Below are 14,450 nucleotides of genomic sequence, written 5' to 3' on the forward strand. Positions count from 1 at the left end.
TAAAAGGCGTTTTTTCGTCCGGGCTATAGCCGGAGACACGGGCTACAGTTATTCTTGCGATGCTTAAAAAAGCGAGCGGAAGCTGCCGGGTAAAGAGGTTTCTTTTTATTTCGGGCAGAGCGACAAACTATGCATGATTTTTGCATAACTCCAGATTGCACAGTTTTAGTTCGTTTGTTAACGAGCTTTCAGAAGGAATAACGATATGATCGCCTTGAATAAAAAATGGTTATCGGGTCTGGTTGCGGGTGCTCTGATGGCCGTCTCTGCCGGCACGCTCGCTGCGGAACAAAAAACGCTGCACGTTTACAACTGGTCTGACTATATTGCGCCGGACACGGTCGCGAATTTTGAAAAAGAGACCGGCATTAAAGTGGTCTACGACGTTTTCGATTCCAACGAAGTGCTGGAAGGAAAACTGATGGCGGGCAGCACCGGGTTTGACCTCGTGGTGCCTTCCGCAAGCTTCCTGGAGCGTCAACTGACGGCAGGCGTTTTCCAGCCTCTGGATAAGAGCAAGTTACCGAACTGGAAAAACCTCGATCCCGAAGTTCTGAAGCTGGTGGCCAAACACGACCCGGACAACAAATACGCCATGCCTTATCTGTGGGCGACCACCGGTATCGGCTTTAACGTCGACAAAGTGAAAGCGGCGCTAGGTCCGGACGTCAAGCTGGACAGCTGGGACGTGGTGCTTAAGCCGGAAAACCTTGCGAAGCTGAAAAGCTGCGGCGTCTCTTTCCTCGATGCGCCGGAAGAGATTTTCGCCACCGTGCTGAACTACCTGGGCAAAGATCCGAACAGCAGCAAGGCTGATGACTACACCGGCCCGGCGACCGATCTGCTGCTGAAGCTGCGTCCAAACATTCGTTACTTCCACTCGTCTCAGTACATTAACGACCTGGCAAACGGCGACATCTGCGTCGCGATTGGCTGGGCAGGGGACGTGTGGCAGGCGGCGAACCGCGCGAAAGAGGCAAAAAACGGCGTGAACGTGTCTTACTTCATTCCGAAAGAGGGGGCACTGGCCTTCTTTGACGTCTTCGCGATGCCGGCTGACGCAAAAAACAAAGACGAAGCTTATCAGTTCCTCAACTACCTGATGCGTCCTGACGTGATCGCCCACATCAGCGACCACGTTTACTACGCGAACGGTAACAAGGCCTCCGTGCCGCTGGTGAGCGAAGAAATCCGCAACAACCCGGCTATCTATCCGCCAGCGGATGTGTTCGCCAAGCTCTTCACCCTGAAAGTTCAGGATCCAAAAATTGACCGCGTGCGTACCCGCGCGTGGACCAAGGTGAAAAGCGGTAAATAACGGCGTTTGGTGTTGTTGCCCGGTGGCGCTATCGCTTACCGGGCCTACAAAACCCGTAGGCCGGGCAGGCGTTAGCGCCGTCCGGCGATGCGCACCCTGACGGTGCGTTTGCACCAGTATTGATCTATGCCGGAGAACACCCCGTGAATGACGCGATCCCCCGCCCGCAGGCGAAAGTCCGTAAAGCGCTGACCCCGCTTCTTGAAATTCGTAACCTCACCAAATCTTTCGATGGCCAGCATGCCGTGGACGACGTCAGCCTGACTATCTATAAAGGCGAAATTTTTGCCCTTCTTGGGGCATCTGGCTGCGGTAAATCGACCCTGCTGCGCATGCTGGCCGGTTTTGAACAGCCCACGGCCGGGCAGATCATGCTCGATGGCGTGGATCTCTCCAGCGTGCCGCCGTATCAGCGCCCCATTAACATGATGTTCCAGTCCTACGCGCTTTTTCCGCACATGACGGTGGAGCAGAACATCGCCTTTGGCCTGAAGCAGGACAAGCTGCCGAAGGCCGAAATTACCGCGCGCGTGGCCGAAATGCTGAGCCTGGTGCACATGCAGGAGTTCGCCAAGCGTAAGCCGCACCAGCTCTCTGGCGGCCAGCGGCAGCGCGTGGCGCTGGCAAGAAGCCTGGCGAAACGCCCGAAGCTGCTGCTGCTCGATGAACCGATGGGTGCCCTGGATAAAAAGCTGCGCGACCGTATGCAGCTCGAAGTGGTGGATATCCTCGAGCGAGTGGGCGTGACCTGCGTGATGGTCACCCACGATCAGGAAGAAGCGATGACCATGGCCGGACGAATCGCGATCATGAACCGCGGCAAGTTCGTGCAGATCGGCGAGCCGGAAGAGATTTATGAGCACCCGACCACCCGCTACAGCGCGGAGTTCATCGGCTCGGTTAACGTCTTTGAAGGGCTGCTGAAAGATCGTCAGGAGGATGGTCTGGTTATCGAATCGCCTGGGCTGCAGCATCCGCTAAAGGTCGATCCGGATAACTCCGTGGTGGATAACGTACCGGTCTACGTGGCGCTGCGTCCGGAGAAGATCATGCTCTGTGACGATCCGCCTGCCGATGGCTATAACTTTGCCGTGGGCGAAGTGGTCCACATTGCCTATCTGGGCGATCTGTCCATCTACCACGTGCGCCTGAAAAGCGGGCAGATGCTCAGCGCGCAGCTGCAGAACGAACATCGCTATCGCAAAGGCCAGCCGACATGGGGCGACGAAGTGCGCCTGTGCTGGGATGCTGACAGTTGCGTTGTGCTGACGGTATAAGGAGCGGCCAATGAGTACATTTGAACCTCCAGCCCGCGCAGGCAAACCGGGCGGCGTTGCCAGCTGGCTGACGCGCATGCAGATGAAACACGGCCGCAAGCTGGTGATCGCCATGCCGTACGTGTGGCTGATCCTGCTGTTCCTGCTGCCGTTCCTGATTGTTTTCAAGATAAGCCTGGCGGAAATGGCGCGGGCGATCCCGCCCTATACCAACCTGCTGGACTGGGCCGACGGGCAACTGACGCTGACGCTTAATCTTGGCAACTTCCTGCAGCTGACGGACGACCCGCTCTATTTCGAAGCGTATCTGCAGTCGCTGCAGGTGGCGGCGATCTCGACGCTCTGCTGCCTGGTGATGGGCTACCCGCTGGCGTGGGCGGTGGCGCACAGCAAGCCGTCTACGCGTAACATCCTGCTGCTGCTGGTGATCCTGCCGTCGTGGACCTCGTTCCTGATCCGCGTTTACGCCTGGATGGGGATCCTGAAAAACAACGGCGTGCTGAATAACGTGCTGATGTGGCTTGGGGTTATCGATCAGCCGCTGACGATCCTGCACACCAACCTCGCGGTCTATATCGGCATTGTGTACGCCTATCTGCCGTTTATGGTGCTGCCGATCTACACGGCGCTAACGCGTATTGATTACTCGCTGGTGGAAGCGTCGCTCGATCTCGGGGCCCGTCCGTTAAAAACCTTCTTCAGCGTCATTGTCCCGCTGACCAAAGGCGGGATTATCGCCGGGTCAATGCTGGTCTTTATTCCGGCGGTGGGGGAGTTTGTGATCCCGGAACTGCTCGGCGGGCCGGACAGCATCATGATTGGCCGCGTGCTGTGGCAGGAGTTCTTCAATAACCGCGACTGGCCGGTGGCGTCGGCGGTGGCGATTGTCATGCTGCTGCTGCTGATCGTGCCGATCATGTGGTTCCACAAGCATCAGCAGAAACAGATGGGAGATCACGGATGAACAACTTACCGGTAGTGCGCTCCCCGTGGCGAATTGCGATCCTCGTGATCGGCTTTACCTTCCTGTATGCGCCGATGCTGATGCTGGTGATCTACTCGTTCAACAGCTCCAAATTGGTGACGGTCTGGGCGGGCTGGTCGACGCGCTGGTACAGCGAGCTGTTCCACGATGATGCAATGATGAGCGCGGTGGGGCTTAGCCTGACCATTGCGGCGCTGGCGGCCACAATGGCGTCCGTGCTGGGCACGATCGCCGCGCTGGTGATGGTGCGCTTCGGGCGTTTTCGCGGTTCGAACGGCTTCGCCTTTATGATCACCGCGCCGCTGGTCATGCCGGACGTGATCACCGGTCTCGCGCTGCTGCTGCTGTTCGTGGCCCTGGCGCACGCCATCGGCTGGCCGGCGGATCGCGGAATGCTCACCATCTGGCTGGCGCACGTCACCTTCTGTACCGCGTATGTCGCGGTGGTGATCTCCTCGCGCTTGCGCGAGCTGGATCGCTCCATTGAAGAGGCGGCGATGGATCTCGGCGCGACGCCGCTGAAGGTCTTTTTCATCATTACCCTGCCGATGATTATGCCGGCGGTGATCTCCGGCTGGCTGCTGGCGTTTACCCTGTCGCTGGACGATCTGGTTATCGCCAGCTTTGTCTCCGGTCCGGGGGCGACGACGCTGCCGATGCTGGTCTTCTCCAGCGTGCGCATGGGGGTGAATCCGGAGATTAACGCCCTGGCCTCTATCATCCTCGGCGTGGTCGGAATTGTCGGATTTATCGCCTGGTATTTGATGGCGCGCGCGGAAAAGCAGCGCGTGCGCGATATCCAGCGTGCAAGACGCGGCTGAAGGATTTAAAATTTCCAGTGATGTGCCGCGCATGACGCGGCACTGTTTTTCAGGGAAGTAAAACATTGGGATTATTAAAAAAATCACGTATTACGCACGCGCGTCCTAACGTCCCTGCGCTGGTTCAGGTGGCGGCGCTCGCCATTATTATGATCCGCTGCCTCGATGTGCTGATGATTCTGAACACCCTGGGCGTACGCGGCATCGGTGAATTCATTCACCGCAGCGTGCAGACGTGGAATCTGACGCTGGTCTTTTTGAGCAGCCTGGTGCTGGTGTTTATCGAGATCTACTGCGCCTTTTCGCTGGTCAAAGGGCGCAACTGGGCGCGCTGGGTGTATCTGCTTACGCAGGTGACCGCCGCCAGCTATCTGTGGGCCGCCTCGCTGGGCTATGGCTATCCGGAGCTGTTCAGCATTGCCGGTGAATCCAAACGCGAGATCCTGCGCGCGCTGTTTATGCAAAAACTGCCGGATATGCTGGTGCTGTTCCTGCTTTTTATCCCCGCCTCCAGTCGGCGGTTCTTCCGCCTGCAATAATGTGTATAATCGCAGCCCTCGTGATTCTTAAGGTTTTCATATGCAGTGCGCACTCTTCGACGCCGGACGCTGCCGCTCCTGTCAGTGGATAGAACAGCCGGTCTCTCAACAACTCACCGCCAAAATGGCCGACCTGCAACAGCTGCTGGCAGAACACGCGGTAGGCGAGTGGTGTGCGCCCGTGAGCGGCCCGGAGCAGGGTTTTCGTAATAAAGCCAAGATGGTGGTCAGCGGCAGCGTGGAAAAACCGCTGCTGGGAATGCTGCACCGCGACGGCACGCCGGAAGATTTAACCGACTGCCCGCTGTATCCCGCCTCCTTTGAGCCCGTTTTTGCCGCGCTCAAACCGTTTATTGCGTGTGCAGGGTTAACGCCATACAGCGTCGCCCGCAGGCGCGGCGAGCTGAAATACCTTCTGCTGACGGAAAGCCAGATTGACGGCGGCATGATGCTGCGCTTCGTGCTGCGTTCGGAAGCCAAGCTGGAGCAGCTTCGCGCGGCGCTGCCGTGGCTTCAGCAGCAGCTTCCGCCGCTGAAGGTGATTACCGCAAACATTCAGCCGGTGCATATGGCAATCATGGAAGGGGAGAAAGAGATCTTCTTCACCGAACAGCACGCGCTGGCCGAAAACTTCAACGGCGTGCCGCTGTGGATCCGCCCGCAAAGCTTCTTCCAGACTAACCCAACCGTGGCTAGCAGCCTGTACGCTACCGCCCGCGACTGGGTGCGCGGGCTGAGCATCGATCATATGTGGGACCTGTTCTGCGGCGTGGGCGGCTTTGGCCTGCACTGCGCCACGCCCGAAATGCAGCTCACCGGGATTGAGATCTCCGCCGAAGCGATTGCCTGCGCCAGGCAGTCCGCCGCCGAGCTGGGTCTGACGAACCTGCACTTCCAGGCGCTGGACTCCACCCAGTTTGCGACCGGCCAGGGCAACGTGCCGGAGCTGGTGCTGGTCAACCCGCCGCGCCGCGGCATCGGAAAGGCGCTGTGCGACTATCTGAGTCAGATGGCGCCAGAGTACATCATCTATTCCAGCTGTAACGCGCAGACCATGGCGAAGGATATCGCCAGCCTGCCGGGCTACCGCATTGAACGCGTTCAGCTTTTCGATATGTTCCCGCATACCGCGCATTATGAAGTGTTGACGTTGCTCGTAAAATCTTAAACAAAATGTGAACTCTTCATCCCTGCGAAATCAGGTAAGCTTACGTCATAAGAAATGAATAAGGCTTACCCATGAAGCAGATCCTGCTGGTGGAAGACGACCACGATATCGCGGCGCTTCTGCGACTCAATTTAGAAGATGAAGGCTACGCCATCACCCACGAGCCCGACGGGGGCAACGCCCTGCAGCGTCTTGAAAAACAGCCGTGGGATGCGGTGATCCTCGACCTGATGCTGCCCAACGTTGACGGTCTGGAGATTTGCCGCCGCATCCGTCAGATGACGCGCTACCTGCCGGTCATTATCATCAGCGCCCGCAGCAGCGAAACCGACCGCATCACCGGGCTGGAAACCGGCGCCGATGATTATCTGGCAAAACCGTTTTCGGTGCAGGAGCTGATTGCGCGTATCAAAGCGCTGTTCCGCCGCCAGCAGGCGATGGGGCAGGCGCAAACCGACGGTCAAATTCAGGCCCACGGGCTGACTATCGATCCGCTGGCGCGCAGCGTGCTGCTTCACGGCCAGGTAGTGGATCTCACGCCGCGTGAATTTGAGTTGCTCTACTTCTTTGCCCGTCATCCGGGCGAGGTATTTTCTCGCCTTGCGCTGCTGGAGCAGGTCTGGGGCTATCAGCACGAGGGCTATGAGCACACCGTTAACACCCACATCAACCGCCTGCGCATTAAGATTGAGAAGGACGCCGCCGAGCCGGAGATTATTCGCACCGTCTGGGGCAAGGGCTACAAATTTGCGGAGCCGCACCATGATGCGCCGCTTTAGTCTCAGCCAGCGGCTGACGCTGCTGTTTATCCTGTTGATGATGCTCTGCGCCACCGTCGCCTGCGCGGTACAGCTCTACACCAGTACGCAGTACGGTAATGCGATGGTGCAGCGGCTGTCGGGCGGGCTGGCGCAGCAGATAGTCCAGCGCGAACCGATTCTGGACGCGCAGGGCAGGGTCGACAGAACGTCACTCAAGCCGCTGTTTGACCGGCTGATGACCTTTAATCCGAGCGTTGAGCTGTACGTCGTCTCCCCGGACGGCGATATCCTGGCCGATGCCGCACCGCCGGGCCACATTCAGCGGCAAAAAATCGACCTGGCGCCGGTTCAGACTTTCCTGAGCGGTACCGCTATTCCGGTATTGGGCGACGACCCGCGCAGCCAGAATAAAAAAGTCTTTAGCGCCACGCCGCTGCGGCAGGACGGCGAGCTAAAAGGCTATCTGTATATTATTTTGCAGGGCGAGGAGTCGAACGCGCTGGCGGAGATGGCCTGGCATAAGGCGCTGTGGAGCACGGTGCTGTGGTCGCTGCTGTGGGTCGCGCTGTTTGGCCTGCTGGCGGGCCTGCTGGTCTGGTACTGGGTCACGCGCCCGGTAAAAGAGCTGACGGTTGAGGTCGCCGGGCTGGATCGGGACAGCATGAGCGCAATCAGGCAGCTGGCCGTAGAGACGCCGGATGCGACGGCAAAGGATGAAGTGGCGCTCCTGCGCAACAGCTTTATCGAGCTGGCACGTAAAATCACCCAACAGTGGGACCAGCTGGCCGACAGCGATCGCCAGCGCCGGGAGTTTATCGCTAACATTTCGCACGATCTTCGCACGCCGCTCACCTCGCTGCTCGGCTATCTGGAAACCCTGTCGCTAAAATCCGCGACCCTGACGCCGCAGGAGCACCAGCAGTATCTCGCTACCGCGCTCCGACAGGGGCAAAAGGTACGCCATCTTTCACAGCAGCTGTTTGAACTGGCGCGCCTGGAGCACGGCGGTATTAAGCCGCAGCGCGAGCGTTTCGCGATGGGAGAGCTGATTTCCGACGTGGCGCAGAAGTTTGAGCTCACCGCCCGCACGCGCGAGGTGAATCTGCATATTGACGTGCCGGGACCGCTGCCGCAGGTGTTTGCCGATGTATCAATGATCGAGCGGGTGGTGACTAATCTGCTGGATAACGCAATGCGCCATACGCCGACCGGCGGGGAAATTCGCCTGGCGGTCTGGCAGGAGAATCAACAGCTTCAGGTCGAAGTGGCGGACAGCGGAACGGGCGTGGATGCCGCGCTGCGAGACGATCTGTTCCAGCGGCCGTCGGCGTTGACGACCCAGGCCTCGCGGGAGAATCGCGGCGGGTTAGGGCTGCTGATTGTGAAGCGAATGCTGGAGCTTCACGGGGGCGGGATCAGGCTGATGGAGTCGGTGAGCGGGGCGCGGTTCAGGTTCTTCGTACCGTTGTGAGTGAGTGCCGGGTGGCGCTGCGCTTACCCGGCCTACAACTCCCCCCGTAGGCCGGGTAAGGCGCAGCCGTCACCCGGCAAAAACCATTACTGCGGGAACCACTGCTCGCTGATTTTCTGGTACGTACCGTCGGCTTTAATCGCCTTCAGCGCGCCGTTCAGTTTTTCCAGAAGAGCTTTGTTATCCGGACGTACCGCGATACCCAGACCCGTGCCGAAGTACTGCGGATCGGTCACTTTTTCCGTGGCGGTGCCCAGCTGCGGGTTGGTCTTCAGCCACTCGTTCACCACGGCGGTGTCGCCGAACACGCCATCGATACGGCCATTTTTCAGATCGATAATCGCGTTCTGGTAGCTGTCATAGGCCACGGTCTTCACTTCAGGATGCTTATCCTGCAGGTATTTCTGGTGCGTGGTGCCGTTTTCCATCCCGATGCGTTTGCCTTTCAGCTGGTCAAAAGAGGTGTACGCCCCTTTCTTCGCAATCACCACCGCCGAGTTGGCGTAGTACGGGTCAGTGAACGCAACCTGCTTGCTGCGCTCAGGCGTGATGTCCATCCCGGAGATCACCGCATCGTATTTTTTGAATTTGAGCGACGGGATCAGGCTGTCGAAGGCATGATTGGTAAAGGTGCAGTCGGCCTGCATCTGTTTGCACAGCGCTTTCGCCAGATCGATATCGAAACCGACGATCTGGTTGCTGGCATCCAGCGATTCAAACGGCGGATAGGTGGCGGAAACGCCGAAATTGATTTTATCCGCAGCGGATGCGCCAGCGGCGAACGTTGCCAGTAATGCGGCCAGAACTAACTTTTTCATTGTAATGCTCCCGTCTGTCTATCTTGTCATTATGCGCCGTGTCTGCGGCATGGATGTACAATGCCAGTTAATGAATTTATATGCAATAAATATGATTAAATATTATATCTTTCGCAAAAAAAAGCGGATAACCCATCAGGTTACCCGCCTTTGCTATACAGATTTATGCATTTGCCTGGTTAATTTCTGCGCTCAAACGCCAGCGCTTTACGCTCGATCAGGCGCATCATCAGCGTCAACAACCCGTTAACCACAAGGTAGACCACGCCCGCCGCGCCGAACACCATCACGTCATAGGTGCGTCCATACAGCAGCTGTCCGTGCCCCATCACTTCCATCAGGGTAATGGTGTAGGCCAGAGACGTACTCTTGAACACCAGCACCACTTCGTTGGAGTAGGAGGAGAGGGCGCGCTTAAAGGCGTACGGCAGCAGGATCGCCAGCGTGTCTTTCTTGCTCATGCCCAGCGCCCCGCAGGACTGCCACTGTCCTTCAGGGATGGCGCGGATCGCCCCGTAGAACAGCTGGGTGGTATAGGCCGCACTGTTCAGCGAAAGGGCAATCAGGGCACACAGCCACGGCTCAGAGAGCAGATGCCAGATAACCGGATACTCCTGCAGCGACGGGAACTGTCCCGGGCCGTAGTAAATCAGGAAGATCTGCACCAGCAGCGGCGTACCGGTAAACAGGGTGATGTAAGCGCGCACAATCCACACCAGAACCGGCGTTTTCAGCGTCAGGATGATGGTGAAAATCAGCGCCAGGATCAGGGCCACGATAATGGACGCCACGGTCAGCGTCAGGCTGGTGTGCAGCCCTTTCATCAGCTCGGGAAAATATTCAAGCATCAGCCTGGTCTCCGTTCAAAGCGCGTCGCTCGCAGGTCAATACGCTTGAGGATGTACTGACTGAGCAACGTGATCACCAGGTAGATAGCCGCCGCCACAATGTACCAGGTAAAGGGCTCCTGAGTACGGGTGGCGATGCTTTTGGTTTGCAGCATCAAATCGTTAACGCTTATCAGGCTCACCAGCGCGGTATCTTTCAGCAGCACCAGCCACTGGTTACCGAGCCCCGGCAGGGCATGTCGCCACATCTGAGGCATCACCAGACGGAAGAAAATCGCTGATTTCGACAAACCTAACGCCTGACCCGACTCCCACTGTCCCTGCGGCACGGCCTTCAGCGCGCCGCGCAGGGTTTGCGACGCGTACGCGGAATAGAGCAGGGAGAGGGCAATCACGCCGCACAGGAACGGACTGACGTCGAAGTTTTCAATCTGCATCTGTACCGGGATCTGTGCAAAACCGAGATTGAGGGTAAAGCCGTCAGACAGCGTGAGCAGCAGCTGCGAGGAGCCGAAATAGATAAACAGGACCACCAGAATTTCCGGTAGCCCACGCAGCACGGTGACCAGCGCGGAGCCTGCCCAGGCGACGGGGAACCATTTTGCTGATTCCCACACCGCAAAGAACATCGCCAGCACGAGGCCGATAATCAGTGCGCAAACGGCAAGGCCGACGGTCATCCCGGCGGCGCTTGCTAAAGGAAAAATTTCATTCATCAGGAATTACTTCTGGAACCATTTTTTGTAGATGGTTTCGTAGGTGCCGTCTTTCTTCACTTTTTCCAGCGCAGCGTTGAATTTCTGCTGCAGCTCAGTGTTGCCCTGACGAACGGCAATCCCCAGACCGGTACCGAAGTAATCCTTATCGGTCACTTTGTCGCCCACTGGCGCCAGCTTGTCGTTCGCTTTCAGCCACTCGGTCACGACAGCGGTATCACCGAATACGCCATCGATACGGCCATTTTGCAGATCCAGCTTCGCATTCTGGTAGCTGTCATACGGAACGGTGGTGATTTCCGGATGCTTATCCATGATGAATTTCTGGTGCGTGGTGCCGTTCTGCACGCCGACTTTTTTGCCTTTCAGCTGATCGACAGAGGTGAATTTACCTTTCTGGCCAATGAACAGGGCGGAGTTGTCGTAGTAAGGGGTGGTAAACAGCACCTGCTTTTCACGCTCAGGGGTGATGTCCATACCGGCCATCACGGCATCGATGCGGCGGAACTTCAGGCTTGGGATGAGGCTATCGAACGCCTGGTTGCTGAAGGTGCAGGTCGCGTCGATCTCTTTACACAGGGCGTTAGCCAGATCCACGTCGAAGCCCACAATTTTATTGTTCGCATCAATAGACTCAAACGGAGGGTAAGACGCTTCCGTGGCGAAACGAATGGTCTGGGCTGCGGTAGCGGAAAGGGTAACGCCAGCAAGCAGCACGGCAAGTAATACTTTTTTCATTATATTTCCCCTGACACAATCAATGAGATAAATAGTTTTTGAAGGCATCGGTTTGCGGGTTCGCGAAGCAGCCCGCATCACCTTGCTCAACGATATAGCCGTTTTCCATGTACACCACGCGGCTGGCGGTTTTACGCGCCACTTCCACCTCGTGGGTGACGATAACCTGCGTAATATTGGTTTCCGCAAGCTCGCGAATGATGCTGACGATCTGGGCGGTGATTTCCGGGTCCAGCGCGGCCGTCGGCTCATCAAACAGCAGTACCGCGGGCTCCATCATCAGCGCGCGGGCAATCGCTACACGCTGCTGCTGACCGCCGGAAAGGTGCAGCGGATAGCGGTCGCTGTAGGGCTTCAGGCGCAGACGCTCCAGCAGCTTTTCAGCACGCGCTATCGCCTGATCCTTGCTTAACCCCAGCACGCGGCACGGGGCTTCAATCAGGTTTTGCAGTACGGTCAGATGCGGCCAGAGATTGTATTGCTGGAAGACCATGCCGACGTTTTGACGCAGTTCGCGAATCGCTTTATCAGACGGCGTTTTCGCAAAATCAAAGTGGTTACCGGCGATGGCCAGCGTACCTGAACGGGGCATTTCAAGCAGATTAAGGACGCGCAGAAGGGAGCTTTTGCCTGCACCGCTTGGGCCAAGCAAAACCAGCGTTTCGCCTTCCGGGCAGTTCAGCGTGATGTCAAACAGCGCCTGGTGTGCGCCGTAGAAGCAGTTAATGCCGTTTAGTTTAATACTCATCGGGGCAGTCTTTACTCATCCAGGCAATCTATAGCAATTGAGGCCGCAGATAGTACCGTTGACAGAATAGTTATGCAATATTTCTGCGTTAAAAGTTAAATATAACCCGTGTTTCTACTTAAACATAGCACAAAATAGCGAACGGAAAGGTCGGCGAGTATAAATGTCGGCATTCCGCAAGAAATGCCGCACATTTTACGGGGGTAACCGCGTGGTATCGGCAGGTTTAGCGATTCTCAATCGACTGGCGAAGCGTGCCTGCCGGGGCGTGAACGCTGCCGCCAACGTAGCGCACGTCGTCCACCGCCCAGCATTGACCTTCGCGGATCATCAGCACTTCATCCTGCCAGGTTTGGGTACCCTGCGTCAGCTTCACGCGCAGCGGAATATTGCGGGCATCCGTGTTCGGGATGGTTGACGCGCTGGCCACTTCCGCGCTGTCTGGCAGCGTGGTACGGCTGGAGAACGGGTCGGATTTTAGCAGCGCGTTGTGCTGCGGATCACGGGTGGCGTCGTTAAGCAGTTTTGCCAGCCCATCGCTCAGATAGGGGCGCAGGCCGGTGAGATCGTTGCTGCGGTGCTGAATGCGATAATCATAGAACTGCTGCGCCACGGCGTCCGGGCCGCCCTCGATGCAGGGGCCGCTGCGGGTACCGATATCCTTAAAGGCTGGCGTGACCGTGGTGGTACAGGCGCTGAGCACCAGCGCGCAGGGCACCAAAAGTGTTAAAGCAGAATAGCGCATGTTGATTTCCTTATTTATTAACTATCCTTTCAATCATAGCGTAACGAACCGATAATGCTGTGCCTAAGGCATTGAACGCTAAAGAAGGAGAGAAACCATGCAGTTTTCAACAACGCCAACCCTGGAAGGGCAGACCATCACCGAGTATTGCGGCGTGGTCACCGGTGAAGCGATCCTCGGCGCGAATATCTTCCGTGACTTTTTTGCCGGTATCCGCGATATCGTTGGCGGCCGCTCTGGTGCGTACGAAAAAGAGCTGCGCAAAGCGCGCGAGATTGCCTTCAAAGAGCTCGGCGAGCAGGCGGAAGCCCTCGGCGCTGATGCGGTCGTGGGGATCGATATCGACTACGAAACGGTCGGGAAAGATGCCAGCATGCTGATGGTGAGCGTAAGCGGTACGGCGGTGAAAACCCTCCGATGAGGCGTGCGTTTGTCACGCTCCTGCTGGCGCTGCTGCTGGCAGGATGCGTCACGGAAAAAGGGATTATCGACAAAGGTGCCTACGAGCTGGACACGCGCCATCAGGCGCAGGCGGCTTACCCGCGCATAAAGGTGCTGGTTATCCACTACACCGCGGATGATTTTGACAGCTCGCTGGCCACGCTGACGGATAAAAACGTCAGCTCTCACTATTTGATCCCTGCCAGCCCTCCCGCACCGGACGGGAAACCGCGCATCTGGCAGCTGGTGCCTGAAAGCGAACTGGCCTGGCATGCGGGGATCAGCTTCTGGCGCGGCACCAACCGGATTAACGATACGTCGGTGGGCATTGAGCTGGAGAACCGCGGCTGGCAGAAAACGGCCGGAGTGAAGCATTTTACGCCGTTCGCACCTGCGCAAATTGCGGCGCTGGTGCCGCTCGCCAAAGATATTATCGCCCGCTACAGCATCAAACCTGAGAACGTGGTGGCCCATGCGGACATTGCGCCGCAGCGCAAAGACGATCCCGGCCCGCTGTTCCCCTGGCGCGAGCTGGCGCAGCAGGGGATTGGCGCCTGGCCCGACGCCGGACGCGTCGCGTTCTATATTAACGGGCGACCGCCCTATCAGGCGGTGGACACCGCAGTGCTGCTGGATTTACTCGCGCGGTATGGTTACGAGGTGCCCGACAACAGCACGCCCGCCCAGCAGAAGCGCATCATTATGGCATTCCAGATGCACTTCAGGCCGCAGCTGTGGAACGGCGTTGCTGATGTAGAAACGATGGCCATCGCAGAAGCACTTTTAGAGAAATACGGGCAGGGGTAATTCTTCGGAATGCCCCGAAACGAAAGATTAGCTATTCATGCGCTTCAGATTAATCTTAAGTACATTCTCAATTCATTTTAAGTTAATTGATTTAAAATCGCCCTCAATTAAGATGGACTCATCGATTCACGATATGAATCAATTAAAAAAACCAGCGCTGGTTTGGTTTTTTTAATTTTAAAAGAATACAAAATTAACTTTACGGCAACATCAATGTTTGTCGGTCACTTTCTCATTTAAACATCTTAA

Annotated in this window: 16 protein-coding genes; 10 read left to right on the top strand and 6 right to left on the bottom strand. The window is 57.2% G+C overall.

Annotation, left to right across the window (positions count from 1 at the left end; all coding sequences use genetic code 11):
* Positions 1-205: 205 nt before the first annotated feature.
* The 8 genes from potF (at position 206) to AC3WOK_RS00655 (ending at position 8,340) form a co-directional block, all read left to right on the top strand.
* Positions 206-1,318, top strand: a complete 1,113-nt coding sequence (gene potF / locus AC3WOK_RS00620; RefSeq protein WP_047346966.1) for a spermidine/putrescine ABC transporter substrate-binding protein PotF — start codon at positions 206-208, stop codon at positions 1,316-1,318.
* A 143-nt stretch (positions 1,319-1,461) separates the two neighbouring features.
* Positions 1,462-2,595: a putrescine ABC transporter ATP-binding subunit PotG gene (gene potG, locus AC3WOK_RS00625; protein WP_048339039.1), complete on the top strand. Its 1,134-nt coding sequence runs from the start codon at positions 1,462-1,464 to the stop codon at positions 2,593-2,595.
* A 10-nt stretch (positions 2,596-2,605) separates the two neighbouring features.
* Complete coding sequence (gene potH, locus AC3WOK_RS00630; protein WP_059310678.1) at positions 2,606-3,559, top strand: putrescine ABC transporter permease PotH; 954 nt, start codon at positions 2,606-2,608, stop codon at positions 3,557-3,559.
* On the top strand, positions 3,556-4,401 hold the full coding sequence (gene potI, locus AC3WOK_RS00635) for a putrescine ABC transporter permease PotI (RefSeq protein WP_023310934.1): 846 nt from the start codon (positions 3,556-3,558) through the stop codon (positions 4,399-4,401). Before potH ends, potI begins: the two co-directional genes overlap by 4 nt.
* Positions 4,402-4,466: 65 nt before the next feature.
* Positions 4,467-4,940 carry a YbjO family protein gene (locus AC3WOK_RS00640; RefSeq protein WP_059310677.1) on the top strand — a complete coding sequence of 158 codons (474 nt, stop codon included), beginning with the start codon at positions 4,467-4,469 and terminating at the stop codon, positions 4,938-4,940.
* 40 nt (positions 4,941-4,980) lie between these two features.
* Positions 4,981-6,108 carry a 23S rRNA (uracil(747)-C(5))-methyltransferase RlmC gene (rlmC, locus tag AC3WOK_RS00645; RefSeq protein ID WP_492353750.1) on the top strand — a complete coding sequence of 376 codons (1,128 nt, stop codon included), beginning with the start codon at positions 4,981-4,983 and terminating at the stop codon, positions 6,106-6,108.
* Positions 6,109-6,179: 71 nt separating this feature from the next.
* The gene (locus AC3WOK_RS00650) at positions 6,180-6,887 is read left to right on the top strand and encodes a response regulator transcription factor (RefSeq protein WP_059310675.1); all 708 of its coding nucleotides are present in this window, start codon (positions 6,180-6,182) and stop codon (positions 6,885-6,887) included.
* Positions 6,871-8,340 (top strand): sensor histidine kinase, encoded by a 1,470-nt coding sequence (locus AC3WOK_RS00655; RefSeq protein WP_492353751.1) that lies wholly within the window; start codon positions 6,871-6,873, stop codon positions 8,338-8,340. Before AC3WOK_RS00650 ends, AC3WOK_RS00655 begins: the two co-directional genes overlap by 17 nt.
* Positions 8,341-8,426: 86 nt before the next feature.
* On the opposite strand, the gene artJ is transcribed toward AC3WOK_RS00655, so the two are convergent.
* The 6 genes from artJ to AC3WOK_RS00685 all read right to left on the bottom strand — a co-directional run bounded on the left by artJ (position 8,427) and on the right by AC3WOK_RS00685 (position 12,953).
* A complete protein-coding gene (gene artJ, locus AC3WOK_RS00660; protein ID WP_021240923.1) occupies positions 8,427-9,158 on the bottom strand; it encodes an arginine ABC transporter substrate-binding protein ArtJ in 732 nt (243 codons plus the stop codon).
* Between the two features lie 179 nt (positions 9,159-9,337).
* On the bottom strand, positions 9,338-10,006 hold the full coding sequence (gene artM, locus AC3WOK_RS00665; RefSeq protein ID WP_025756070.1) for an arginine ABC transporter permease ArtM: 669 nt from the start codon (positions 10,004-10,006) through the stop codon (positions 9,338-9,340).
* Positions 10,006-10,722: an arginine ABC transporter permease ArtQ gene (artQ, locus tag AC3WOK_RS00670; protein ID WP_047346958.1), complete on the bottom strand. Its 717-nt coding sequence runs from the start codon at positions 10,720-10,722 to the stop codon at positions 10,006-10,008. Before artQ ends, artM begins: the two co-directional genes overlap by 1 nt.
* Positions 10,723-10,728: 6 nt before the next feature.
* Positions 10,729-11,460 (bottom strand): arginine ABC transporter substrate-binding protein ArtI, encoded by a 732-nt coding sequence (artI, locus tag AC3WOK_RS00675; protein ID WP_008500032.1) that lies wholly within the window; start codon positions 11,458-11,460, stop codon positions 10,729-10,731.
* A 19-nt stretch (positions 11,461-11,479) separates the two neighbouring features.
* Positions 11,480-12,208 carry an arginine ABC transporter ATP-binding protein ArtP gene (gene artP, locus AC3WOK_RS00680; protein ID WP_134349283.1) on the bottom strand — a complete coding sequence of 243 codons (729 nt, stop codon included), beginning with the start codon at positions 12,206-12,208 and terminating at the stop codon, positions 11,480-11,482.
* A 226-nt stretch (positions 12,209-12,434) separates the two neighbouring features.
* Positions 12,435-12,953, bottom strand: coding sequence for a lipoprotein (locus AC3WOK_RS00685; RefSeq protein ID WP_023310943.1), 519 nt, complete (start codon positions 12,951-12,953; stop codon positions 12,435-12,437).
* Positions 12,954-13,050: 97 nt separating this feature from the next.
* On the opposite strand from AC3WOK_RS00685, the gene AC3WOK_RS00690 reads away from it, so the two are divergent.
* Positions 13,051-13,374 (top strand): heavy metal-binding domain-containing protein, encoded by a 324-nt coding sequence (locus AC3WOK_RS00690; RefSeq protein ID WP_023310944.1) that lies wholly within the window; start codon positions 13,051-13,053, stop codon positions 13,372-13,374.
* Complete coding sequence (locus AC3WOK_RS00695; protein WP_492353752.1) at positions 13,371-14,201, top strand: N-acetylmuramoyl-L-alanine amidase; 831 nt, start codon at positions 13,371-13,373, stop codon at positions 14,199-14,201. The genes AC3WOK_RS00690 and AC3WOK_RS00695 overlap by 4 nt, the downstream gene beginning before the upstream one ends.
* Positions 14,202-14,450 lie beyond the last annotated feature (249 nt).

It is taken from the genome of Enterobacter sp. FW301-JW81 (assembly GCF_058788735.1).

Excerpts from the sequence above, each read along its gene's own strand:
- potI (WP_023310934.1), top strand. The coding sequence starts at position 3,556 with ATGAACAACTTACCGGTAGTGCGCTCCCCGTGGCGAATTGCGATCCTC.
- AC3WOK_RS00690 (WP_023310944.1), top strand. The coding sequence starts at position 13,051 with ATGCAGTTTTCAACAACGCCAACCCTGGAAGGGCAGACCATCACCGAG.
- rlmC (WP_492353750.1), top strand. The coding sequence starts at position 4,981 with ATGCAGTGCGCACTCTTCGACGCCGGACGCTGCCGCTCCTGTCAGTGG.
- potH (WP_059310678.1), top strand. The coding sequence starts at position 2,606 with ATGAGTACATTTGAACCTCCAGCCCGCGCAGGCAAACCGGGCGGCGTT.
- artJ (WP_021240923.1), bottom strand. The coding sequence starts at position 9,158 with ATGAAAAAGTTAGTTCTGGCCGCATTACTGGCAACGTTCGCCGCTGGC.
- artQ (WP_047346958.1), bottom strand. The coding sequence starts at position 10,722 with ATGAATGAAATTTTTCCTTTAGCAAGCGCCGCCGGGATGACCGTCGGC.
- artI (WP_008500032.1), bottom strand. The coding sequence starts at position 11,460 with ATGAAAAAAGTATTACTTGCCGTGCTGCTTGCTGGCGTTACCCTTTCC.
- AC3WOK_RS00650 (WP_059310675.1), top strand. The coding sequence starts at position 6,180 with ATGAAGCAGATCCTGCTGGTGGAAGACGACCACGATATCGCGGCGCTT.
- artM (WP_025756070.1), bottom strand. The coding sequence starts at position 10,006 with ATGCTTGAATATTTTCCCGAGCTGATGAAAGGGCTGCACACCAGCCTG.
- AC3WOK_RS00655 (WP_492353751.1), top strand. The coding sequence starts at position 6,871 with ATGATGCGCCGCTTTAGTCTCAGCCAGCGGCTGACGCTGCTGTTTATC.
- potF (WP_047346966.1), top strand. The coding sequence starts at position 206 with ATGATCGCCTTGAATAAAAAATGGTTATCGGGTCTGGTTGCGGGTGCT.
- AC3WOK_RS00695 (WP_492353752.1), top strand. The coding sequence starts at position 13,371 with ATGAGGCGTGCGTTTGTCACGCTCCTGCTGGCGCTGCTGCTGGCAGGA.
- artP (WP_134349283.1), bottom strand. The coding sequence starts at position 12,208 with ATGAGTATTAAACTAAACGGCATTAACTGCTTCTACGGCGCACACCAG.
- AC3WOK_RS00685 (WP_023310943.1), bottom strand. The coding sequence starts at position 12,953 with ATGCGCTATTCTGCTTTAACACTTTTGGTGCCCTGCGCGCTGGTGCTC.